The 23,222-nt window shown below is 41.1% G+C and carries 20 protein-coding genes and 1 pseudogene; 18 read left to right on the top strand and 3 right to left on the bottom strand.

Annotated elements, in window-relative coordinates:
- Nucleotides 1–103: 103 nt before the first annotated feature.
- The 8 genes and pseudogenes from H4J61_RS03400 to H4J61_RS03365 all read left to right on the top strand — a co-directional run bounded on the left by H4J61_RS03400 (nt 104) and on the right by H4J61_RS03365 (nt 11,258).
- The gene (locus H4J61_RS03400; RefSeq protein WP_182183677.1) at nt 104–1,204 is read left to right on the top strand and encodes an efflux RND transporter periplasmic adaptor subunit; all 1,101 of its coding nucleotides are present in this window, start codon (nt 104–106) and stop codon (nt 1,202–1,204) included.
- Complete coding sequence (locus tag H4J61_RS03395; protein ID WP_182183675.1) at nt 1,201–4,476, top strand: efflux RND transporter permease subunit; 3,276 nt, start codon at nt 1,201–1,203, stop codon at nt 4,474–4,476. The genes H4J61_RS03400 and H4J61_RS03395 overlap by 4 nt, the downstream gene beginning before the upstream one ends.
- 101 nt (nt 4,477–4,577) lie before the next feature.
- Entirely contained in the window at nt 4,578–5,876 is a 1,299-nt protein-coding gene (locus H4J61_RS03390) for an NAD(P)/FAD-dependent oxidoreductase (RefSeq protein ID WP_182183673.1), read from the top strand.
- A gap of 302 nt (nt 5,877–6,178) precedes the next feature.
- Nucleotides 6,179–6,358 (top strand): helix-turn-helix domain-containing protein, encoded by a 180-nt coding sequence (locus H4J61_RS03385; protein WP_310650026.1) that lies wholly within the window; start codon nt 6,179–6,181, stop codon nt 6,356–6,358.
- 325 nt (nt 6,359–6,683) lie between these two features.
- Nucleotides 6,684–7,583 (top strand): annotated as a pseudogene (locus tag H4J61_RS03380) (tyrosine-type recombinase/integrase).
- Between the two features lie 9 nt (nt 7,584–7,592).
- The gene (locus tag H4J61_RS03375; protein WP_182183671.1) at nt 7,593–8,786 is read left to right on the top strand and encodes an IS91 family transposase; all 1,194 of its coding nucleotides are present in this window, start codon (nt 7,593–7,595) and stop codon (nt 8,784–8,786) included.
- A gap of 694 nt (nt 8,787–9,480) precedes the next feature.
- Nucleotides 9,481–10,017, top strand: a complete 537-nt coding sequence (locus H4J61_RS03370; protein ID WP_182183669.1) for a hypothetical protein — start codon at nt 9,481–9,483, stop codon at nt 10,015–10,017.
- Between the two features lie 161 nt (nt 10,018–10,178).
- Nucleotides 10,179–11,258, top strand: a complete 1,080-nt coding sequence (locus H4J61_RS03365; protein WP_182183667.1) for a c-type cytochrome — start codon at nt 10,179–10,181, stop codon at nt 11,256–11,258.
- Nucleotides 11,259–11,600: 342 nt separating this feature from the next.
- Here the strand turns inward: H4J61_RS03365 and H4J61_RS03360 are convergent, their stop codons facing one another.
- The 3 genes from H4J61_RS03360 to cls all read right to left on the bottom strand — a co-directional run bounded on the left by H4J61_RS03360 (nt 11,601) and on the right by cls (nt 14,532).
- Nucleotides 11,601–11,753, bottom strand: coding sequence for a hypothetical protein (locus tag H4J61_RS03360; RefSeq protein WP_182183665.1), 153 nt, complete (start codon nt 11,751–11,753; stop codon nt 11,601–11,603).
- Between the two features lie 497 nt (nt 11,754–12,250).
- Nucleotides 12,251–13,024: an endonuclease/exonuclease/phosphatase family protein gene (locus H4J61_RS03355; RefSeq protein WP_182183663.1), complete on the bottom strand. Its 774-nt coding sequence runs from the start codon at nt 13,022–13,024 to the stop codon at nt 12,251–12,253.
- 53 nt (nt 13,025–13,077) lie between these two features.
- Nucleotides 13,078–14,532: a cardiolipin synthase gene (gene cls / locus H4J61_RS03350; RefSeq protein WP_182183661.1), complete on the bottom strand. Its 1,455-nt coding sequence runs from the start codon at nt 14,530–14,532 to the stop codon at nt 13,078–13,080.
- A 61-nt stretch (nt 14,533–14,593) separates the two neighbouring features.
- On the opposite strand from cls, the gene H4J61_RS03345 reads away from it, so the two are divergent.
- From H4J61_RS03345 to H4J61_RS03300, 10 genes are all read left to right on the top strand, one after another.
- Nucleotides 14,594–15,109: a hypothetical protein gene (locus H4J61_RS03345; protein ID WP_182183723.1), complete on the top strand. Its 516-nt coding sequence runs from the start codon at nt 14,594–14,596 to the stop codon at nt 15,107–15,109.
- A gap of 548 nt (nt 15,110–15,657) precedes the next feature.
- Nucleotides 15,658–17,262, top strand: a complete 1,605-nt coding sequence (gene atpD / locus H4J61_RS03340; RefSeq protein WP_259363075.1) for a F0F1 ATP synthase subunit beta — start codon at nt 15,658–15,660, stop codon at nt 17,260–17,262.
- On the top strand, nt 17,237–17,644 hold the full coding sequence (locus tag H4J61_RS03335) for a F0F1 ATP synthase subunit epsilon (RefSeq protein ID WP_182137947.1): 408 nt from the start codon (nt 17,237–17,239) through the stop codon (nt 17,642–17,644). Before atpD ends, H4J61_RS03335 begins: the two co-directional genes overlap by 26 nt.
- A 5-nt stretch (nt 17,645–17,649) precedes the next feature.
- Nucleotides 17,650–18,063, top strand: coding sequence for an AtpZ/AtpI family protein (locus tag H4J61_RS03330; protein WP_182183659.1), 414 nt, complete (start codon nt 17,650–17,652; stop codon nt 18,061–18,063).
- Nucleotides 18,053–18,421, top strand: a complete 369-nt coding sequence (locus H4J61_RS03325) for an ATP synthase subunit I (RefSeq protein ID WP_182183657.1) — start codon at nt 18,053–18,055, stop codon at nt 18,419–18,421. The genes H4J61_RS03330 and H4J61_RS03325 overlap by 11 nt, the downstream gene beginning before the upstream one ends.
- The gene (locus tag H4J61_RS03320) at nt 18,418–19,104 is read left to right on the top strand and encodes a F0F1 ATP synthase subunit A (RefSeq protein WP_182183654.1); all 687 of its coding nucleotides are present in this window, start codon (nt 18,418–18,420) and stop codon (nt 19,102–19,104) included. The genes H4J61_RS03325 and H4J61_RS03320 overlap by 4 nt, the downstream gene beginning before the upstream one ends.
- Nucleotides 19,105–19,142: 38 nt before the next feature.
- A complete protein-coding gene (locus tag H4J61_RS03315) occupies nt 19,143–19,427 on the top strand; it encodes a F0F1 ATP synthase subunit C (RefSeq protein ID WP_182137951.1) in 285 nt (94 codons plus the stop codon).
- Nucleotides 19,428–19,430: 3 nt separating this feature from the next.
- Nucleotides 19,431–20,396, top strand: a complete 966-nt coding sequence (locus tag H4J61_RS03310; RefSeq protein WP_182183652.1) for a F0F1 ATP synthase subunit B — start codon at nt 19,431–19,433, stop codon at nt 20,394–20,396.
- Nucleotides 20,386–22,020, top strand: a complete 1,635-nt coding sequence (locus H4J61_RS03305) for an alternate F1F0 ATPase, F1 subunit alpha (RefSeq protein ID WP_182183649.1) — start codon at nt 20,386–20,388, stop codon at nt 22,018–22,020. The genes H4J61_RS03310 and H4J61_RS03305 overlap by 11 nt, the downstream gene beginning before the upstream one ends.
- Before the next feature lie 122 nt (nt 22,021–22,142).
- Nucleotides 22,143–23,057 carry a F0F1 ATP synthase subunit gamma gene (locus H4J61_RS03300; protein WP_182183647.1) on the top strand — a complete coding sequence of 305 codons (915 nt, stop codon included), beginning with the start codon at nt 22,143–22,145 and terminating at the stop codon, nt 23,055–23,057.
- Nucleotides 23,058–23,222: the final 165 nt, after the last annotated feature.

Raw genomic sequence — 23,222 nt, 5'->3', positions numbered from 1 at the left:
CGACAAACAGTAAAGCGGACATTTGGTCAATAACGCGTGGTAATTGACTGCTTTTATATTGGTGCTTTAAAAAGAAACATTAGAAAATGATAAGGAGATATTGATGGACCGCTCAAGCGCCGCAGCGATGGCATTGTTCATTTTATTTTGGTCTTGTTCTGCTAATGCAGAATTAGCATCGATAACTGCTAGTCTTCATAACATGCCGGAACAGCGAAGTTTTGACGGTCGAGTTCAAGCCATCAATCAAGCCACTATTTCGGCCCAAACCCGAGGGAGAATTGAGGAAATTAATGTAGATATTGGTGATGTAGTCGACGCGGGTGCGGTCATTCTCACTATTGTGAGTACAGAACAACGGGCCGGCTTATCACAAGCAGAAGCGAACTTTGTCGAGGCAAAGTCAAATCTTGCGGCAGAAACATCTGAGCATCAACGCATTAAAAATTTGTTTGGTCTTGAATTTATTGCCAAAACAGAAATGGACAAAGCCAATGCAAGGCTTAGTGCGGCCACGGCAAAAGTAGACAGCGCTCAAGCTGCGATGAATACAGCTAAAGAAGAGTTATCTTACACCGCCGTTAAGGCACCTTATACTGGTATTGTTAGCGCACGTTTTGTCGAACCCGGTGAACTGGTTCAGCCAGGCACAGTATTAATGTCAGGCTACAACCCTAATGCGCTGCGCGTAGAGGTTGATGTACCACAAAATATTGCTGATAAAGTGCGTGAATTGCGTATAGCGAGTGTCGTACCTATGGCAGGAAACACTTTCACAGATGCGATATTACCTTCAAAATTAATTTTATATCCCACAGCTGATCCGGCCACAAGTACGGTGCGTGTGCGATTAGAGTTATCACAATACTCAAGCCCACCATCTTCTGATCTGCAACAAGTCAACGAGCAGTATTTTAACGAGTTAAGCCCAGGGGAGTTTGTTAAGGTGCTATTTAAGGTTGGTGAAATCCAGCGTTTATTAATCCCTCTTAGTAGTGTCGTTTATCGTTCTGAAGTCACCGGTGTTTACGTGCTTAAAGGAGGTAAACCAGCGTTACGGCAAATTCGTTCTGGTGCTATTTTTGCCGATCAATTGGAAGTGTTAGCAGGACTTAGTGCTGGCGAAATTGTTGCCACAGATCCCGTAGCGGCTTCTACTGAGCTGACAAGTGCCCGTTTAGCAAACCTTGAGTCAATACCTTGAGTACACAAGAAAATTTTTCTGGGCAGGTGGCGCTAAAAGCGTCTCGTTCCCAGTTAACTCCCTTATTAGCCTTATTTGGTTTAATACTTGGGATATTCGCCGCCTTGATAACCCCGCGCGAAGAAGAACCGCAAATTGACGTGACTATGGCCAATGTTTTTATTCCTTTTGCGGGCGCGTCGGCAATTGATGTAGCGAGTTTAGTTACCACGCCCATGGAACAAGTGCTGGCAGAAATAGGCGATGTTGAGCATATCTTTTCTATTTCTAGACCGGGAATGTCGGTAATAACCGTGCAATTTAAAGTGGGTATTCCTCGCACCGAAGCATTAGTGCGTTTATATAACGCGGTGCATTCAAACAATGATTGGCGACCAGCGAATTTAGGCATAGGACCTGTACTTGTTAAACCTAAGGGGATTGATGATGTACCGGTTGTTGCGCTAACCTTATGGACTGATGATCCAGCACGCGGCGCCCTAGAATTAACCCAAATTGCCCACAGCTTAGAAATCGAATTAAAGCGCATTCCTGGTACCCGTAATATCGATACAATTGGTGCTGTGCAACCAACGGTTCGTGTGCTGCTTTCACCGGAAAAACTCTCGGCCCATGGCATTGCAATAGCAGAATTACGTAGCGCATTACAAGCAAACAATGTGGTCAGTCATGCGGGTGTACTGGTTAATCATGATCAAGCTATTCCTGTGCAGGCTGGGCTGTTCTTTTCGCGTCCTGAAGATCTCAGGAATTTGGTGGTGGGCTTACATAACGGGCGACCTGTATATCTTAGTGCTGTGGCTACCATTGAATTTGGTGCGCCTGAAAATAACCAGTATGTTAGCTATGCACGTAGCACCGACAAATTAATTGCACCAGCAGTTACTGTTGAAATTAGTAAAAAACCTGGCGAGAACGCGGTTAATATAGCTGAGAAAATTATTCAACGTATTGAATTACTTAAAGGAGTTTTGATCCCAGAAGGTGTAAATATTAGTGTAACGCGTAACTATGGTGAAACTGCCAATGCTAAAGCCAACAAACTTATTCAAAAATTAGTCTTTGCAAGTTTGTCTGTTATTGTATTAGTGGCATTAACCATGGGCATTCGAGAAGCTATTGTCGTAGGTGCAGCCGTTGTGTTGACATTGGCTATTACGTTGTTTGCGTCGTGGGCCTATGGTTTTACTTTGAATCGAGTATCGTTGTTTGCCTTAATTTTTTCCATTGGTATTTTGGTTGACGATGCCATTGTTATTGTTGAAAACATTCACCGACATGTAAACTTAGGGCGTAAAAAGCTACTCGATGTTATTCCCCTTGCTGTTAGTGAAGTAGGTGGTCCAACTATTTTGGCAACCTTTACCGTTATTGCCGCATTACTGCCGATGGCCTTTGTCAGTGGTTTGATGGGGCCTTATATGAGTCCCATTCCGATTAATGCATCAATGGGAATGTTTATTTCACTGGTCGTGGCATTTACTTTTACGCCTTGGCTCACTTATAAATTATTATCTGAACGTCAAATAAGTCATGACAATTCACATAATGATCCATCACAAAGTGATAGTAACCCCGAAAAATTAACCCACGCGACACAGGCGTTTTTTGGCCAGCTTATGCGTCCATTTTTGGGTGATAACAAACGCCGTAATCGCTATGGTCTTATAGCAGGTTTAGTGGTGCTTATTGTATTATCTTGCTCACTAAGCTTTTTTAAACTGGTGATATTGAAAATGCTGCCGTTTGACAATAAAAGTGAATTTAAAATTGTTGTTGATTTACCGGAAGGGACTTCGTTAGAACATACCAATGCGGTACTGGCTGCATTGAGCCATTATTTATTAAGCGTAGATGAGGTGACAGACTTGCAGGTATACGCAGGCACCGCATCACCCATTGGGTTTAATGGTTTGGTACGTCAGTATTATTTACGCCAAGCGTCAAATCTGGGTGATATTCAAGTGAATTTACTGGATAAACATGACCGAGACAGGACTAGTCACGATATTGCCCGTGCAGTTCGTCCTCATCTTGTTGACATTGCGCAACGTTTTCATGCGGTAATAAAAGTTGTTGAGCCGCCGCCAGGACCCCCTGTTTTTTCGCCGTTAGTGGCGGAAATTTATGGGCCAGATTATGCGGGTCAAATTAATGTTGCGAGGAAGTTGCGTGTGCAATTTGCCAATACTATTGACCTTGTTGATGTCGATGACACTATTGATGAAAGCATAAATGCTTACCGTGAGGCTAATATGGCTAGCAATTTTAATAGCAATAGCGCCCCACGCTATATTGTGCGTGTTGACCGTGAACGTGCCGCACATTTAGGTCTTGGTCAAGAACAAGTAACAGACGCCTTAACAGTAGCCTTAGGCGGCGAAAATATTGCTTATTTACATACGGGTCATGCTAAATATCCTATTCCCATTCAATTAAATTTTGCGGTCGCTGATAAAGCTAAAATTGAAGATCTATTGCAAATTGAAGTACGTAATCAAAGCGGCGTGCTCATTCCGCTAGCTAGTTTTACTTATACTGAATTATCTAGCTGGCAACAAACGATTTATCACAAAGACCTGTTACCTGTGGTTTATGTCACCGGAGATGTGGCAGGTGATGTAGACAGTCCGCTATATGGCATGGTTGATTTAGTCAATCAGCTTGATGACTCAGTACAGCAGTATTTTATCCAACAACCCGATACGCCTTTTGCTTATAGTGTGAAGTGGGACGGAGAATGGCAAATCACCTATGAAACATTTCGTGATATGGGTACGGCTTATGCGGTCGGGCTATTACTTATTTACATCTTGGTGGTGAGTCAGTTTAAATCTTATTTAGTGCCGCTTGTTATTATGGCACCGATTCCACTGACGCTGATTGGCATCATGCCCGGCCATGCCTTACTTGGTGCACAATTTACCGCCACGTCTATGATTGGCATGATCGCATTAGCCGGAATTTTGGTGCGCAATTCAATTTTGTTGGTCGATTTTATTAATCAATCCCTTGCCTCAGGCATGGCGTTAGAAGAGGCGATTGTTAATTCAGCGAGTGTGCGGGCAAAACCTATCGTTTTGACTGCACTTGCTGCCATGCTTGGCGCCTTTTTTATTCTTGATGATCCTATTTTTAATGGTCTTGCTGTGAGTTTGATTTTTGGCATCTTGGTGTCAACAGTTTTGACCTTGTTAATTATTCCTTTGTTGTACTATGCATTACTGCGACGCAAAGGTTTACCGCTCGAGGATACTATAAGTTTAGATTAACAGCTCTGCCTAACGATTTTATTGCATGAGTCGTAAATCGACAAACCTCGATTTTATTTAACCCTGACTATTTCTTATTAGTCAGGACAAGGAGGTGTTATATGAAACATATTGTGATTTTAGGTGCCGGTATTGGGGGCATGCCAGCAGCGTTTGAGTTGCGACACAAGCTCGGCAATGCACACAAGATAACAGTGGTAAATAAAGATGATTACTTTCAATTTGTCCCATCTAACCCTTGGTTAGCCATTGGGTGGCGCGAACGTGAAGCAATTACTGAACCTATTGCCCCTATTTTGGAAAAACTTAATATTGATTTTATTGCGCAAGCGGCTGAAAGTGTTGATGCAAAGGCAAACAAAATTATACTCGCCGATCAACAAGAATTGCACTACGACTATTTGATTATTACTACAGGGCCAGCGCTGGCCTTTGACGATGTTCCAGGCGCTGGGCCGAATGCATTTACTGAATCAATTTGTACAGTGAACCACGCACAGCAGGCTTATCAAGCTTATCAGGAGTTTTTGAAAAATCCTGGGCCGGTCGTAATAGGCGCAATGCCGGGGGCCAGTTGCTTTGGACCCGCCTACGAATTTGCCTTTATACTCGACACTGATTTACGCAGGCGCAAAATTCGCAATAAAGTGCCGATGACCTATGTCACTAGTGAGCCTTATATTGGTCATTTGGGTCTGGGCGGTGTCGGCGATTCTAAGAGCTTGTTGGAGTCTGAATTTCGCGATCGCGATATACGTTGGATCACTAATGCCAAAACGACGAGTGTTGAAAAAAACATGCTGCACTGTGAAGAGTTGAACCGCAAAGGCGAAGTGGAATTCAAACATGATATTCCTTTTCTACTTGCTATGATGTTACCTGCTTTTAAGGGGGTTGATGCGGTGGCGAAGGTCGAGGGTTTATGTAACCCACGCGGATTTGTTTTGATTGATGAATACCAGCGTAACCCAAGCTATCACAATATTTTCTCCGCTGGTGTTTGCGTCGCTATTCCACCGATAGAAAAAACACCAGTACCCATTGGCGCGCCAAAAACCGGCTACATGATTGAGTCTATGGTAACTGCCATTGTTGAAAATATAGCGGCAGATATTGCCGGACAACCCGCTACGGCACAAGCTACTTGGAATGCAATATGCTTGGCAGATATGGGTGATACCGGAGCCGCCTTTGTTGCTTTGCCACAAATTCCGCCAAGAAACAGAACTTGGTATTCAAAAGGCAAATGGGTGCATTTTGCTAAGATTGCCTTTGAGAAATACTTTCTTTATAAAATACGTCACGGCTCAACATCGCCTGTTTACGAAAAATACCTATTAAAAGCCTTGGGTATTGTGCATTTGGTTGAACCAAAAGCTAAAAAACACGATGAACAGTAATACCTAATTACGGTTATTTTTGTGCTGTGATTTATCATCATTGATTATCTTAGAGGGGGTGCGCGCCCATCCCCTCGAAATAGCACTTGCTTTAAATACCTAAGTAGGTATTTTCTCATAGCTACTTAAGGTGAAAATTTTTCACCTGGCTAACAAAGGAAAGTTAATTGTGTTATTTGGAGTGACAAAAATATAGGTAGATTAAACCAACAGGCGCTATAAAAACGGCCATTGCCCAAAATATTGTCATCGTAAAAGCTGTAAAAATTAACATAAGTAATGCATTCACGAAAAAGAAAGGTGTGTATAAAGGCAGAAAACCATCTATTGATAACAACCAAGTAAAAGAGCTAAAGGAAAGGGTAGCGGCAGGAGAAAATAAAACAGCTTTAGCAAGAGAATATGATATTAGTCGACAGACGTTGTATTCCTATCTAAAAATACAGCATCGGGATGAGTCACATAATGAAAATGAGATATAGTTAACTAATGTTAACAAACTAATGTGTAGTAGCTCAAACTTGATCTGACGCTTTTCAATATCGAAGCTTGGTTAAACCTGACAGACAGAAAGCAGCTCATTTCTGCCTGTGGCGACTCGTATCTGAACATTCACTTTTGCCACAAAGCCGACCTAATTTAGACACATATTTATCACAATAAATAGTCGGCTTAGCCACCATAGAACTAAACCGCTCCCCGCGGTAATGGTGATCTTGGCTAGCTCTGTATCTTATTTTAACTTATGTACTCTTTTCTATTCTTAGTATTGAGGCATTCCGCCTTTATTTGCTAGGAGTATTTACTATGAAGATTTCAGCACATTTCCCCCCAGTCCTTCGTCAGCGCATTAACGAAGATATGAGTCTGCGTAAGTTTGCCGTAAAAACCCAAATATCTTACATCCGAGCCATTAATCGCTTATGTGAGTATTTACAACATTCGCCTGAGAACACTACGCGTGAAGAGTTGCGTGAATTTCAATTGTTCTTAGTGAATGATGGGGCCACGGGAACAACCATTAATGGCATCATTTCTGGCTTGAAATTCTTGTATAAAATCACGTTAGACAACTCACAACTTGTCTCCAAGTTAAATACTATTCCCGTGGCACGTAACTTACCTATCGTATTAAACCTTGAAGAGATGAAACGCTTTCTTGCGGCTGCTGTTCATCCCAAATATCATGCGGCATTCTCTGTCGCCTATGGTGCTGGGCTTCGGGTTAGTGAGGTGGTATCGCTGAAGGTCAGTGATGTAGACAAAGAGCGTATGGTACTTCGTGTTGAGCAAGGCAAAGGAAGCAAAGATCGATATGCTAAGTTATCTCCTGCCTTACATCAACATTGACGACATTGGTGGTGCTTTGCCAATAAGCACGGACAAATGTATCGTGAGGGTTGGTTGTTTCCAGGGCTTGATCCCATTAATCATATGTCCGCTCGTCAATTAAGCCGAATATGTGTAGAAACGGCTAAACTGGCAGGGATAACAAAGCAAGTTTCGATGCATACTTTACATAGCTTTGCTACCCACTTACTCGAAGCTCATGTTGATATTCGTGTCATTCAAGTGTTACTTGGGCACGCTCGGTTAAGCACTACCGCTTTATATGCGCAAGTCGCTACTAACTTATTACGAGAAGTTATCAGTCCACTCGATGCCTTAGAAAACAAGGATAAGACAAAAGATAAGGACAAGTCGTGAGTATTCACCATGACTCGTCCTCAATTAGAAATAGCCGATATATTTCGTCATCATGGACAGCAATGGCGTGAGACTCATCAAGGGCATGTAAGCTTAAATCAATTGAAAGTCATGTCAGCGATTGAACACTGTCGAACTCAAGTGTTAGGTGGGCATTTATTACATTGCCAAGCATGCGAGTACACTCACATATCTTACAATTCCTGCCGTAATCGTCATTGTCCAAAGTGCCAAACAAGCTCGGCAAAAAGGTGGCTTGAAGCTCGACAAGCACAACTGTTGCCTGTGGATTACTATCACTTGGTGTTTACCTTACCCAAAGAAGTTGCCAACTTAGCGTATTACAACAAGTCGGTGATGTATGGTTTATTACTCAAAGTAGCGGCAGAAACATTACTGACGATTGGCGCTGATGTAAAATGGCTAGGGGCTAAACTGGGTGTGACATTTGTGTTGCATACATGGGGTTCTACAATGACTCATCACCCGCATGTACATGGTATTGTACCTGGTGGTGGATTATCTGCTGATGGTGAGCATTGGGTATCGTGCAAATCAGGATTCTTTCTTCCTGTTCGAGTGCTATCAAGATTGTTTAGACGTTTGTACCTTGAAAAGTTATATCAAGCACATCAGCAACATTCTCTGTTGTTTTTTGGCAATGATGAACCGCTTGAAGATGAGGAATTGTTTGCTCAATGGCTTACGCCATTACGTAAAAAAGAATGGATTGTCTATGCTAAACGTCCCTTTGCTGGGCCAAAATCTGTATTTGCCTACTTGTCACGATATACGCATAGGGTTGCGATATCGAATAGCCGATTAGTTAAGAGTGATAGCAATAATATAACGTTTCGCTGTAAGAATTACCGAGCTAAAGCATCCGTGCGCTATCGAACCATGACGCTAGATAATGGTGAGTTTATTCGCAGGTTTTTGTTACACACACTACCTTCTGGATTTCATCGTATTCGTCACTATGGTTTGATCGCCAATACGGGCTGTAAAAAGAACTTAGTTAAGGCTCGCCAATTACTTAACGTGGTTGAAGTCGTTCCTGAAAATAAGGACTTAGTTAAAGAAAAGTCGATTAAGCAAGAGCCAGTCTTTGTCTGCCCAAAATGTGGCGGGCCGATGGTGATCAACGAAATCTTAATCAGTCAGTTGAAACCTCGGGCACCACCGATGAAACTTGTGAATTAATAGGCGTGACAAGGCATTAAAAATTATCAAATACTTGATAAGGGATAGCTTTGCCTAAAGAAAATAAATCGACAAAACAAACTATACTTTAACTAAGAAAAGCCACATAAAAGTGATTTATGCTCAATGAAATAGCTTATCAACCTTCAATGATTTCAGTCTTTCCTCACTTAACAACCAACCACAGTGTAACAATCCCCATAGTAAGCATCTAGTTCACGCGGTTTCCACAATGGAGCTTTGTTCGACACCAGCCTGACTAGGATGGAGGGTGATTCTTTGGCTTGAGATTGGCGGCTGGTGACAAACAAACCTAAACACAGCGGTCATACACTTTTGAATTATTAACGATCACTTTGTGCGCATTACTGACGTTAGCCAAAAACCTACTTACCATATATTTTCTAATGGAACATAACCATCATGTAACTGATACTTCTCAGTAAAACACATCAACCAGTACGCTATTTATATTAACTACTTGAAAATTAGTTAATTAATCAACTTTTATATAAACGTATTACTGATAGTTCTTAGTAATACCAATAAATCGTTAAATACTAAGCATCAAATTAAAATTAAACTCTTGAAATTTAAAGCGATTAAGGTAGATTAATACGTAATCAAGTAGACGGACATTACTGAGACGTCTAAATAATAAGCTGTTAGAATTACAATCAACCATGGATGAACTATGAAAAAATTACTACTACTTGCCGTATTAGCTACCTCAAACGTTTATGCAGAAGAAACAAAATCTGTAGATCCTTTCGATTTATCGGCCTCTGCATCGAAGGTAAAAGAATTAGGTTTAATCACTAAGCCAGAAGTTGATGCTTTAGAGGAAAAAGCCAAATCACTTTTTAATGCTGGTGACTGTAAAGGTGCTATTCCTGTTTTAATTGACTATTCAAAAAAATCTAACTGGCTTGCCAATATGATTCAAGCTTCATTAGACCCTTATTATGGCGCCAGTTATGATGATAGAAAAGGATATTCATACGCGAAGTTAAAGCCGTTAATACCTTTAGAGACAATGGCAAATGATTACAAAAAGAAAAGAAATATAGCTTTCGCAATGCAAGGAGAATGCTTGATTAAAGTAGGCGATGAAAAAGGTGCAATACCTTTACTTTTAAAAGCTTTGGACTTAATCAATATGGATAATGATGTGTGGTGGGAACGTACACGAAACAATCTATTGAAAGTAATAAAAGTTGAAGTAAAATAATCCTACAAGTCATTCAAGCAGGACTAAAAACAGTTGGCTACTGCTCTTGCCTCGCTTATTTTAGCCAACTATTTTTAGCCTCTTAATGGGGCGTTGGTCCCAAATTTGGCAGTCTAACTTACCTACATAATAATGTATTAACTTAAAAGGAATTATTTACTATGTTCAAGCGAAAAATCTTTGTATTTACGCTAAGTCTGATCTTTCTTCCCTTTTGTAGAGCTGATCTATCTCTTACTTTAGATCAAAATGAAATGGCAAAAGCGAATTCAATGTACCAACGATATTGTTCTTTGTGCCACGGAAAGGATCGCGAGGGTTACGCCGCTGATCATGCACCATCTTTACGTTCAAAATCGATGCTAAGCACTGCTTATCCCCAAATGTTATTTGATTCTATTTCATGGGGAAGAGTTAATTCTCCTATGGATGGGTATAGCGAGCAAACAGGTGGTCCACTTACTGACTCAGATATAATTTTATTAATTAGATGGCTAGCTCAAAAAGAAAATATAACTCCTATTGATTTGGATGAGTCACCTATATCGGGTGACGCTTCAAAAGGTAAAAAGATTTTTTCTAAAAATTGTACGAATTGTCATGGTACACAAGGACAGGGAATCACTGCGCCTGCTTTAGGTGATCAATTATTCCTTTCAAGCGCTACTGACAGTTATCTAAAACACGCTATTGTAAATGGTAGGGATGGTACGCCGATGCAGAGTTTCGATGAAACTATGCAGGATCATGATATCAATGATGTAGTTGCATATCTAAGAAGCCAAGCATCAGGTTGGAGCGCTAAACCTCGTCAACTTGCCAAATGGCCGAATCCAAACGAATACATTATCAACCCCACCGGCGAATCACCACAATTTACTCTAAGAGAAGGCAGGTATGTCCCTGCTCGTGAAGTTGAAAAAGCATTAATAGATAAGAAAAAAATTATTATTTTGGATACAAGACCAGGCTCAGCATGGCAACGCATTCATATTCCTGGCGCAGTTCCGATGCCTTATTATCGAGATAAATCAAAGATTACTGAAGACTTACCCAATGATGATACTTGGATCATTGCTTATTGTGCATGCCCTCATGCTGCGTCAGATTCGGTGATAAATCATCTTCGCAGTTTAGGATACAAAAATACTGGAGTTATTGACGAAGGTATTCTCAAATGGATAGAGATGGGCTTGCCAGTTGTCGCTGGAAAGGACAAAATCAATAACATGAGTGAATAATATCAGTATCGTATGCAGGGAGCATAAGCAATTAAACAAGCACTAAAAACAGCGGGCTGTTCGCTTCGCTCCATTTTAGCCCACTATTTTTAGCCTGTTAATTGGGCGTGTTATCGATACAAAATCTAATCTGAATTCAATTTTAGTCACTTGATGCTAATGTCTATACTGTGGCAAAAGTTAGCGTTCAGAAACGAAATGCGACTGGCGGCTTTGAGCTTAAAGCGGACGTTAGGATTAAGGGGTTTTGTGCCCATCCCCTCGAAATTGCTAATAAGGTTTTTTAACTATCTCTGACTACTCTACTATCCACGTGTGTTTTTAAAATCATACACAGAAAAATCATTCAGGTTTTTTCATCAAAAAGTTATATTCACCGCCTGAATACACTTCATATTCCCACTCTTTATCTGACTTTAAATCTGAGGCTTTATCCATTGCATCAATTAACTCTTTTGGAAATAATTGACCATCACCTTTAAGGTAGTGCTTCATCCAGTTACACAACCCGTAAATTAACGCAGCAGCTTTAACTGCCGAATCCTATTCACTATAGTGATTAAATCGTGCTAATGGTTTTCGTATTACAGGTTCAACCTTAGCGAAGTCACTTTCAAAGCCGAAACAAACTTCATTTATTGATGATTTTTTTTGTTTCGCTGTCTAAAGAAAAGTACTCCTCTCTATCATAGTGATTAAAGTTTGGGGGGGTGTAAAGTTCGGTAATCTCAGATTGGCTAAGTATTTGAATACGTTTAGTTTTTTGAGTGACGATGATTATTTACCCTAGGAGTTTTTTCATTATCATACATCAATCAATTGTGTGAAAAATAGGCTTGATAGCAATTTCGAGGGGATGGGCACAAAACCCCTTAGACTGTGACTACTTTGTGTAAGGTAATTGAGTAAGGTAATAAATAGGAGAAGTACCATGCTAAATCATGGTTCTTGAGCAGCAAAAATAGTTGATAATATGACCTCTACAAGAGAGGTTATTTTATTTTTGTTGGATTTGAGCTCCGTAAAGACAAGCTGATAGGGTAGTGATCAGAAGAGTGAATATGTGTATGTACGTGCACATCGACAACCGTTAACCCGCGACAGTAAATATGGTCAAGGTGCTGAAATAAATGCTTTAATCTTGGCTGACGCTTCATTTTTACTTCATTTAACGAAAATAACCTGGTGAGCTGATTAAAATATTTCAATCTTTTACTATTCCAGGTATTAAAATCGCCGGCCATTAATATCGGCCCATCATGATGTTCAAGCGTGTTAAATACTTGATCTAAATGTGTTTTGAATTTTTCGAAAGAAACAAAGTTGATAATATGGGCATTGACCACCAGCAACGACTGCTCAAGGGTATGTAAAGGATATACGCTTGCTAATAACATTTTTTTTGTTTTAGAAATGGGTTCGCTGTGCTCAGACACTGAATAATAATGTTTGTTTGCCGCAACAGTCGATCCGGTTTTAACACCGGTTTCTATGTTGGTTTTTATGTTTTTAAAACTACGCGCCATAATCCACTGATGCTGCAACGAGGCTTTAAAATGGCTGTCGAAGGGGGAATTGATAATAGCTTCCTGCAAGAGAATTAAATCTTTTTCGCGCATCAGTGTTATAAAATCGTCTTGCCAGCCTTTTTTTTTGCATTTAAAAACATTCCACATCAATATCTCTATGTTTGGTCCTAATACCTGCTTCGAAGCGTGGCCCATAATTTTCAGCGATTCTACTTTGCTATATCGACCTTTAATCATGAAAAACCCTCTTTAATAAAACTTATGACCGTTAGGCTTTGGTTTGGTTCTATCTACAAATAAGGCGAAAACAAACGAAATAAGTTGTTGCGAATTTTTTTGTAGATTGGCAAATCATTAAATTCGCTTGCAATAACGGGTGTAGTATTTTGCTTTTTTAAGGCAAAAAAGGCGGTCAGTTTTGCATTGAGATTCACATCATAGCATTCTAGGTTGATTTCAAAGTTGAGCTCGAGACTTCTGGCGTCCCAGTTGCTGGATCCTATAAACGACCAAATGTCATCAATGATCACAATTTTACTGTGGTCAAAAGGCCTTTGGTTTTGGTATATCTTTATACCGTGTTTTATTATTCTTGAGAAATTTGCTGCCATTACCCAGTCTACAAAAGTAATGTCGCTGTGCTCAGGCACAATAATTTCGATTGACACGCCACGCAATGCGGCGGCGTGAAGAGACGTCATTAATGTTTGGTCAGGGATAAAATAAGGTGTCATTATTTTTACACTCTTATTTGCGCAAACTAAGGCATTAATTAATGTCCACCTGACTCTGTTATGGTGTTCATCGGGCCCATCTTGTATGACTCGAGCAATAACAGAATGACTATTTTTTTGCTCAGCAGTGTTTGGCTGCCAGTAGGGAAAATTAATGTGCTCGCCGGTGGCAAAAAACCAATCTTCGATGAATACTTGACTAATTTGGTCAATCACTGGACCGGTAACTTTAAAGTGAATATCATCAATGGGGTGTATTGCCGCTTTAATGATATTATTTTTACTGATGTTTATGCCCCCCATGTAGGCTACTTCACCATCTATACACAGTGTTTTTCGGTGATTTCTTAAGTTAATAAAGCGAAAGCTGGTAAGGGAAATAGCGGGTAAGAAACGAGCCGTTTTTACCCCCATTTTTTTTAAGGCACGGTCGACTTTCTGCCAACTATAGCCAATACCAATTCCGTCCAGTAAAACATTTACCGTTACACCTCTTTGGTGCGCTTGAGCTAAAGCGTTAACAAATTGGCGACCCAGTGAATCGTAAGCAAATATATAACTCGATAAAACAATATAATTCTTAGCGTCATCAATAGACTGGATCATGGTTGGGTAAGCTGTATCGCCATTAATCAGTGGCTCAACGCTGTTATTAGCCAGGTAATTAACGGGGTGAATAGTATGAGCCGCGATAATGGCTGAATGCCAACTTTTAGGTAACTGGTGAAATTTAATGGTTTTTTCTGTTGAGCAGAAGTCTTGCTTAAGTATTGGAGGGTGTTTTTTTTGTGCTAAACGCTGGATACGATTTATACCAAACAACCAATAAAATAGGCTGCCGATAACAGGTGAAAGTATGACAAGACCAATCCAAGCGAGTGATGTGCGTTCGTTTTCTTTGAACAGAAGTACATGTATCGATGTTATAAAAGATAAGCTAATATGGAAAATAACTATGATGGTTACCCAGTGGGTGCTGAGCCATTGGACTAATTCTTCAAATATTTGCATAAAGACCAACCCAAATAATATGCTGCTAAATCAGCTGTTTAATTAATCGTGGAAAACTAAAGTGCTTAAAGACTATTATAACCAAGTGGCAAGCTATTTAATGGCAAATTTTGATGCTAATTTTATGCTCTTAACCATGTTTTTAACGACAGCCACTGCCATTGTTTATTTCATCATAATAAGTTATGTCATTACACAAATGGATTCACGATACTTTGTCCGAAACAACTTAAGCCGTGAAAACCTAGCTGATAAAAATATAGCTCATAAAAATCAACTTGGAAAAAATAGCTCTGCTGATGATACGAATGAAACTTCGATCTTAACACCCATAAATCGCAGCGTAAGCTTGATGATCAACATAGTGAAGATTATGGTTGGCCTATTCTTGTTAATCTGTGGGCTGGTGATGTTAGTTTTACCGGGTCAAGGTCTGCTCACCATGTTGATGGGGCTGAGCTTGATGCCGTTTCCAGGTAAAAACAAGCTTGAACAAACCATTGTTGCACGTAAGTCGGTGAGGTATTCCTTAAATTGGATTCGAATGAAAGCCAATAAAAAGCCTTTTATTTTTTAGTAAACGCCAATAAATTCATTAATGGTTCAACTGTATTTTAACATAAGCCATCAGGATAAATATTAACAACGGCAAACTTGCTTGCGCGGTAGTGGCCTATCGGCAATTTTAATGATGTTGTTATTACTAAGGTATTACTAAGGTATTGCCAAGGTTATTAGCCATTTTATGGCGTATGCAAAACATTTCAACAGCTTACTTAGTTTGACGAGTATAAAACAATAAACTTGTAAAACAGTGAGCTAACCTTCCCAATTAACTTAGTGTAGCTTTTATTGAGCTAACGCAAAGAACTATCACAAATACTACCCTATAATAATTTTACTAAGTACTTAGTATTAACAGACAGCTGTCAGTCAGCCGTTGTCTGTATGGAAATTTGTTATCAGGAGATAAATATGATTCAACTATATTACAAGCGTGGGTATTTTGGTTTGCCTTATCAGCGGCTCTATGGTTGTTTTAATCACAAGTTTAACTCACCTGAGCTAGCGATAACATACCCCCTTTGGATGTTAACCAGCCTAATAAAAATGCTGTAGCGTTTTATGAACAGTAAAAATAAAACCTCACAGAGTACTGATATAACCATGTCTGAGCAAAGGTCTGAGCAAAAGTCAGAGAATAAAAATGACCAAAACACTGACCAGAGCTATGACCAAAAATGCGAGCCCAAAAAGCCAGTCACAGCAATTAAAAATACGGGTCGTGTGATAGCTGTGCGCGGCAGTGTGGTAGATATAGCATTTTCGGATCAACTTCCCCCCATACGTTCCTTATTGCATGCGGGCGAGAATAATCAAATTTCAATCGAAGTTTTTTCACAACTTGATACCCGTCGTGTGCGGGGTATTGCCCTAACACCTACCCAAGGTTTAGCTCGTGGCATGTTAGTAAAAGACACGGGAGCACCGTTACAGGCCTTAGTAGGTAAAGGTATTTTGTCTCGTATGTTTGATGTTTTTGGTAACGCGATTGATCGCGAATCACCACCGAACGACGTGCAGTGGCGTTCAGTTCACAATGTACCACCAAGCCTAGACAAACGCGCGACTAAAAGTGAAGTGTTTGAGACCGGTATCAAGGTAATTGATGTCTTAATGCCCCTTGAGCGCGGGGGTAAAGCTGGCTTGTTTGGTGGTGCGGGTGTTGGCAAAACGGTATTGCTGACAGAAATGATTCACAACATGGTTGGACAACATGCTGGGGTCAGTATTTTTTGTGGCATTGGTGAACGCTGTAGAGAAGGTGAAGAACTCTACCGAGAGATGAAAGCGGCCGGCGTTTTAGACAACATGGTAATGGTGTTCGGCCAGATGAATGAGCCGCCAGGAGCGCGTTTTCGGGTGGGTCATGCGGCATTAACCATGGCGGAATACTTTCGTGATGATGAACACCGTGATGTTCTGTTACTGATTGATAATATATTTCGCTTTATTCAGGCAGGTATGGAAGTGTCTGGTTTGATGGGGCATATGCCCGCTCGACTCGGTTATCAGCCGACCATGGGTACCGAGTTGTCACAACTAGAAGAGCGTATTGCCAATACTGGCAGTGGAGCGATAACCTCAATTCAAGCGGTATATGTCCCCGCAGATGATTTTACTGACCCTGCTGCAGTGCATACCTTTTCGCACTTATCTGCCTCAATTGTGTTATCGCGTAAACGTGCCAGTGAAGGGCTATATCCGGCTATCGATCCGTTACAATCTAATTCAAAAATGGCTACCCCTGGCATTATTGGTCAGCGACACTATGACTTAGCACAAAAAATACGCAGTACTTTGGCGCAATACGCAGATCTTAAAGATATTATTGCCATGCTTGGCATGGAACAGCTGTCACCCGAGGATCATAACGTGGTGGGGCGTGCTCGTCGTCTGGAACGTTTTCTTACTCAGCCTTTTTTTACTACAGAGCAGTTCACTAGTATGTCGGGTAAGTTGGTGAGTTTAAGTGATGCTTTAGATGGTTGCGAACGCATACTCCAAGATGAGTTTAAAGATACACCAGAAAATGCGCTGTATATGATTGGGGCGATTAGTGAGGCTAGTGAAAAAGTTAAACAACTAGCACCCGAGGAGCAAACTGCAGAGAATAAAAACAAGATGGCAAAGGAGGCGGCAGATGCAAGCAGCCCAGATGAAGCTTAAGGTTTTATTACCCTATAAGGTGTTTATTGAGCAAGCCCAAGTCATGCGTATTATTGCGGTGACAAACGAGGGTGCATTTGGCATTTTTCCGCACCGACTTGACTGTGTTATCGCACTATCTGCAGGAATATTAGTCTTTGAAACCCAAGGCGCTGATGAAGTATACATTGCCGTTGACGAAGGTATATTGGTTAAGACAGGTTTTGAGGTACTGATTTCAGTGCGTAATGCAATTGCTGGCACAGCACTGGCTGATTTACGTGAGGCCATAGAACAAAAATTTATAAAACTTGACGAACAAGAGCAAAAATTGCGCTCGGTACTGGTAAAAATTGAAAGTGGTTTTATACGTCGCCTAGTGACCTTTAAGCAGGAAAGGTAATTGTGATGCCTGATAAACCCAAACCCAAACCTAAACTTAAAGCTGAGTTAAATGCAGCGCAATTGGCTGAGGTTAAGTTAGCTAACACTAAAATATCTCAAGCTAAGCACCGCGACACTAAGTTTAGTCAACAGGTTGGTGATATGGCCACACGAAAACTTAAAGCGCAGCGACATGTTAATCAAACCGTGTGGTCTGGCCTAGGTATGATGGGGCTAGTGGGCTGGTCGGTGGCAATACCAACACTACTTAGCGCCGCATTAGGCATTTGGTTAGATAAGCATTATCCAAGCGAAAACTCTTGGACATTAACCTTACTCATTATCGGTTTATGCCTTGGCTGTTTTACCGCTTGGCGCTGGGTCGATAAGGAATATAAAGAGATTCACCGAGACGAGGACGAAAATAATGATGATTGATAACCTAGAGGGATTATTTGCCTTGCTAGTGGGGGCAATGCTTGGCGTATTTTATTTTGCAGGGCTTTGGTGGACTGTGCGTCAGCTTGGCTCAAGTCAATATGTTGCGCTGTTATTTGTCTTTAGCCTGTTGTTTCGAACCAGTACGGTCATTGTTGGTTTTTATTTAATCCTTGGTGACAACTGGTTACGCTTGGTTGCTGGCTTAGTCGGTTTTATGGTGGTGCGCTTTTTGGCAACGCGATACTCTGACAACAGTACTGAAAAAAGTATTCACAAAAAACCTCAAAAAAACCTGAGAGAAAACAAGCCGTCAGAGCCAGTACAAAAGCAAACAGCCTATGGCCGTAATTTATGAATCTTAGCCCTGATCAAATCATTTTCTGGCAACTGGGGTTTATAAAACTCAACGCTACTATAGTTTCCACTTGGGCGGTGATCTTGGTCTTGGTACTGAGCTCGATGCTGATTACCCATAAGCTAAGCACCCATTTACATCGTTCTCGCTGGCAAAATCTGCTTGAAGTCGTGGTGATTAATATCAGTAAACAAATCGAAGACGTTGGCTTAAAGTACCCTCACCATTACTTAGCTTTTCTCGGTTCACTGTTTTTATTTATTGCCATTTCTGCCTTGGGTACTGTCTTTCCAGGTTTTGAACCCGCGACAGGTTCACTCTCGACCACAGCGGCGCTGGCGCTATGTGTTTTTATCGCGGTGCCACTATACGGTATTCAAGAACAAGGCCTAGCTAGCTACCTTGCTTCTTATACTAAGCCCACTTTTATCATGCTACCTTTTAACATTATCAGCGAAATATCTCGTACGCTCGCTCTGGCCGTACGTCTTTTTGGCAACATGATGAGCGGTGCCATGATCATCGGTATTCTTGTCAGTATTACGCCTTTTTTGTTTCCCATCGTGATGACCGTACTTGGCTTGCTCACGGGTATTGTGCAAGCTTATATTTTTTTTATTTTAGCCACTGTCTATATCGCTGCGGCTACTAGTACAATAAAACCTACCGCCAAGGGCAGTTAGACAATGCATAAACAACTAGGATTAACTTTGGAGAACTTATGGACAGCATGACTATAATTGCGGTGGTATCTATTATCACTGCTGGGATTACTATTGCTATTGGTGTTGTCGGCCCGTCGCTTGCTGAAGGTAAGGCAGTGGCGGTTGCGCTGTCTTCTCTGGCTCAGCAGCCCGACGCATCGGCAACCATCACCCGGACATTATTCGTTGGTTTGGCAATGATCGAATCTACTGCCATCTATTGTTTTGTAGTTTCGATGATTTTGTTGTTCGCCAATCCATTTTGGAATTATGTGCTTGCTGCTCAGGTGGTAGGGCCATAAATTATGCTTATTGATTGGTTTACCGTGATTGCGCAAGTCATCAATTTTCTGATTCTCGCGTGGTTACTAAAGCGCTTTTTATATCGACCTATTCTCAATGCGATTGACGCTCGTGAAAAGCGCATTGCTAGTGCGCTTGCTGATGCGGACAAAAAAAGTGTTGAAGCCGAGCAGCAGCGTAATGAGTTTGTGCATAAAAATGCTGTGTTTGATGCCCAACAGACAACGCGCACCAATCAGCTTAGCGCTGAGGTAAAAACTGAGCGTGCGCGTTTATTCGACGAGGTTAGACAACAATCAGACGACTTACGTGTAAAACTTCAGCTTGCACTTAAAAATGAGCAACTAAGTTTGCAAGATGCACTTAGCCAGCGCGCACGTGAAGAGGTGTTTAACATTGTTCGCAAGGTACTTAATGATTTAGCACAAGTAAGTTTAGAAGAACAAATAGTTTTAGTGTTTCTTCAACGTTTTAAAACAATCAGCGTTGAAGAAAAGGCAGCCTTTAAATTGGCATTTCAATCATTGATACCAACCAATAAAACCCCATTGGTAGTGCGTACAGGCTTTACTTTAACTGAGGTACAGCGTGCGCAGATTGAAAGCACGATTAAACATACCCTTGGCTATGACGATAACGATGCAATAGCCTTTGCATTTGTCATCGATTCAACTGTCGTTAGTGGTATTGAAATCAGTGCGAATGGCCAAAAAGTAGCCTGGAGTATCAGTGATTACCTCACCTCCTTGGCTAAGGGGGTGGATCAAATATTACAAAGCTTAGTTCATGTTGAAAGCAAAGCGCAAAGTAATAGTGAAGGTGATAGTGAAGGCAATAACTTAGATAACAGCTTAGATAATAGCCAAATCAATGATAAAGCAAAGAGTCAAAACGAAACTGCTGTTATTACTGATGCTAATGATGCAATACCCACCAATAAAACTGAAAAGGGCCGTAATGAAACCTGAGGCTGATTTTATCAAAGCAAACTTGTTACAAATAACCTTTGATGATGTTTTTTCAAGCATGGCAAAAGCACGGGCAGCTTTTACGCCACCATTTCAGGCCAAAGAAGTCGGTAATATTATCCGCATCACAACGGGCATTGCCATAGTTTCAGGTTTGCCTAACGTAGGTTTTGAAGAGTTACTTAGCTTTCCAGGTGGTATCTCTGGTATTGCCTTTAATGTTGATGAAAATGAAATCGGTGTTGTGCTGCTTGGTGATTATTGGCATTTGCAGGTGGGTGATGAAGTTGAACGCAGAGGTAATGTGGTTGATGTACCTGTGGGCGATGCACTGATCGGGCGTATCATTAATCCGATTGGTGAACCGCTAGACGCTAAGGGAAAATTACTGACTAGCACACGCCTTCCTGTTGAACGACCATCTGCGCCTATTATGGATCGCGCACCGGTCAGCGTACCCTTGCAAACGGGTATCAAAGTTATTGATGCCCTTGTGCCTGTTGGGCGCGGTCAGCGGGAATTGATTTTGGGTGACCGCCAGACGGGTAAAACAGCGATTGCCCTTGATACTATTTTAAATCAGAAAGATCAGAACGTACTCTGCGTGTATTGTGCCATTGGCCAGCGCGCTTCAGGTGTGGCTAAAGTTATTGCAACATTACGCGAAAAAGGTGCGTTAGCCTACACTATAGTAGTGGTTACTGAAGGTAATGAACCACCCGGACTTGCCTATATTGCACCTTATTCGGCAACAAGCATCGCCGAGTATTTTATGCAAAAGGGCCGTGATGTTTTGATTGTTTATGACGATTTGACTCATCACGCGCGTGCCTATCGCGAACTGTCTTTATTGTTGCGGCGACCGCCTGGTCGTGAAGCATTCCCGGGTGATATTTTTTATATTCACTCTCGCTTACTGGAACGCGCAACGCATTTGCGTGAAGAGCTTGGCGGTGGCTCCTTGACGGCATTGCCTATTATTGAAACCGAAGCGCAGGATATCTCCGCCTACATTCCAACTAATCTTATTTCTATTACCGATGGCCAAATTTATCTCTCACCATCGCTGTTTGAACTGGGTGTTTTGCCGGCGGTTGATGTAGGAAAATCTGTATCACGTGTTGGTGGTAAGGCACAAAACGCTGCCTACCGTGCGGTAACAGCTAACCTAAAACTGGCTTATGCACAATTTGAAGAGCTTGAAGCCTTTGCCCGCTTTGGCGCTAAACTCGATGACAGCACACTAAAAATTATCGAACATGGTCGGCGTATTCGTGCCTGCCTGAAACAGTCGGAATTCAGTCCTGTTTCTATGGTTGAACAAATTTCTGTTCTTCTCGCTTTGACCGCTAAGCTATTTGATGACATCCCACTAGCAGATATGACGTCTGCCGAACATCTAGTCCGCGTTTCAGCGGCTGAAATTCCTGTTGAGATAACAGAGCGATTACAAAGTGTTAAAACATTAAGTAAGGAAGATAGAGCGAGTATTATTGAGCTTGCGCGCGATGCATTGATCACACTTTTTCCGAGTGATAGGCCCAGTAACTCAAGCAGTGATTCGGCGAGTGACTTGCCTGATAATTCAGTTAATGACTTACCCAAGGATGAAAAGCTAAAGTAACATTGCTTAGCGCAGTTTTAATTAACGAGGCTTTATAAGTGAATAACTATCTATTAGTGAATAACTATAAAGGATCAACGATGCAGAGCGAACGATAAGTGATTATTTATGAGTAATAAAACATGACCGACAGTGTTGCTAGTCTAAGGCGAAAAATCACCAGTACAGAAGAACTTAAGTCTGTGGTAAGTACCATGAAGGCTATGGCATCTTCAAGTATTAGCCAATATGAGCATGCTGTGAGTTCACTTGATGATTACTATCGTACCGTGCAACTTGGGCTAATTGCTTGTTTTCAACGACACAGCTCGCCTAACGCTATAAAAATCAGCAATCAACAAGAAAGGCTTGGTGTGGGCGTGATCGTGTTTGGCTCAGATCAGGGGCTAGTGGGTCAATTTAATGAAGTGATGGCAGAATTTGTTACTAGCACTTTGGCAACAATATCAGCGCATAAAACAGGGCATAAAATTGTTTGGGCTGTAGGCGAACGTATAAAGTCGCGTTTAGCTGATACCCATTGGGCTGAAAATGAAGTCACACTTAAAGACGACTTTATACTACCCAATTCAATTAATGCTATAACGGCATTGGTGGCTGACATATTGACTGAAATTGAAGCACAGCGTGAACTAGGAACAATAGATCAAGTTTATCTTTTTCATCATCGTCCTCAAGTTGACTCTATTTATAAGCCAGTGAGTCAACAGTTATTGCCCTTGAGTGAAAGCTTACAAAAAAATTTCACTGATATTAAGTGGCCGACGAATAATCTACCTGAAGTGCTACCTGAACGAGATAAAACCCTAAGAGCATTGGTACGTGAATACCTTTTTGTTAGCTTGTTCAGAGCGTGCGCAGAGTCATTGGCAAGCGAAAATGCTAGTCGTCTTGCGGCGATGCAACGAGCAGAAAAAAATATCGAGGAACAACAGAATGATTTGAATCTAAGTTTTCATCGCCTTCGCCAAAGCGATATAGATGAAGAGTTATTTGATGTGGTCTCTGGCTTTGAAGCCTTGAGTGATAGTGATTAAAATAATGAATTAAGCAAGTAAAAATCCAGACCAAAATCACCAGTGCTAACAAAGTGAGATATCGACTATCCTTAACACAGTTAAAAAAACCAAATACAGAGTAATAAATACAGAGCAATAAATATAGAGGACTAAAAGCCTTTTGCTGCAACGCTATCTCCTCTT

Origin of the sequence: Colwellia sp. MB3u-4 (genome assembly GCF_014077065.1) — a bacterium.
Taxonomy (GTDB): Bacteria; Pseudomonadota; Gammaproteobacteria; order Enterobacterales; family Alteromonadaceae; genus Cognaticolwellia.
The sequence above is the reverse complement of the archived record's forward strand: the minus strand, read 5'-3'. Positions and strand labels throughout refer to the sequence as shown.

Bases quoted from the DNA above. Each gene is read 5' to 3' on its own strand.
- cls (WP_182183661.1), bottom strand. From the start codon at position 14,532: ATGCAAATATTTGAAGAATTAGTCCAATGGCTCAGCACCCACTGGGTA.
- H4J61_RS03305 (WP_182183649.1), top strand. From the start codon at position 20,386: ATGAAACCTGAGGCTGATTTTATCAAAGCAAACTTGTTACAAATAACC.
- H4J61_RS03375 (WP_182183671.1), top strand. From the start codon at position 7,593: ATGACTCGTCCTCAATTAGAAATAGCCGATATATTTCGTCATCATGGA.
- H4J61_RS03390 (WP_182183673.1), top strand. From the start codon at position 4,578: ATGAAACATATTGTGATTTTAGGTGCCGGTATTGGGGGCATGCCAGCA.
- atpD (WP_259363075.1), top strand. From the start codon at position 15,658: ATGAACAGTAAAAATAAAACCTCACAGAGTACTGATATAACCATGTCT.
- H4J61_RS03310 (WP_182183652.1), top strand. From the start codon at position 19,431: ATGCTTATTGATTGGTTTACCGTGATTGCGCAAGTCATCAATTTTCTG.
- H4J61_RS03300 (WP_182183647.1), top strand. From the start codon at position 22,143: ATGACCGACAGTGTTGCTAGTCTAAGGCGAAAAATCACCAGTACAGAA.
- H4J61_RS03370 (WP_182183669.1), top strand. From the start codon at position 9,481: ATGAAAAAATTACTACTACTTGCCGTATTAGCTACCTCAAACGTTTAT.
- H4J61_RS03365 (WP_182183667.1), top strand. From the start codon at position 10,179: ATGTTCAAGCGAAAAATCTTTGTATTTACGCTAAGTCTGATCTTTCTT.
- H4J61_RS03335 (WP_182137947.1), top strand. From the start codon at position 17,237: ATGCAAGCAGCCCAGATGAAGCTTAAGGTTTTATTACCCTATAAGGTG.
- H4J61_RS03325 (WP_182183657.1), top strand. From the start codon at position 18,053: ATGATGATTGATAACCTAGAGGGATTATTTGCCTTGCTAGTGGGGGCA.
- H4J61_RS03355 (WP_182183663.1), bottom strand. From the start codon at position 13,024: ATGATTAAAGGTCGATATAGCAAAGTAGAATCGCTGAAAATTATGGGC.
- H4J61_RS03400 (WP_182183677.1), top strand. From the start codon at position 104: ATGGACCGCTCAAGCGCCGCAGCGATGGCATTGTTCATTTTATTTTGG.
- H4J61_RS03320 (WP_182183654.1), top strand. From the start codon at position 18,418: ATGAATCTTAGCCCTGATCAAATCATTTTCTGGCAACTGGGGTTTATA.
- H4J61_RS03360 (WP_182183665.1), bottom strand. From the start codon at position 11,753: ATGAAGCACTACCTTAAAGGTGATGGTCAATTATTTCCAAAAGAGTTA.
- H4J61_RS03315 (WP_182137951.1), top strand. From the start codon at position 19,143: ATGGACAGCATGACTATAATTGCGGTGGTATCTATTATCACTGCTGGG.
- H4J61_RS03330 (WP_182183659.1), top strand. From the start codon at position 17,650: ATGCCTGATAAACCCAAACCCAAACCTAAACTTAAAGCTGAGTTAAAT.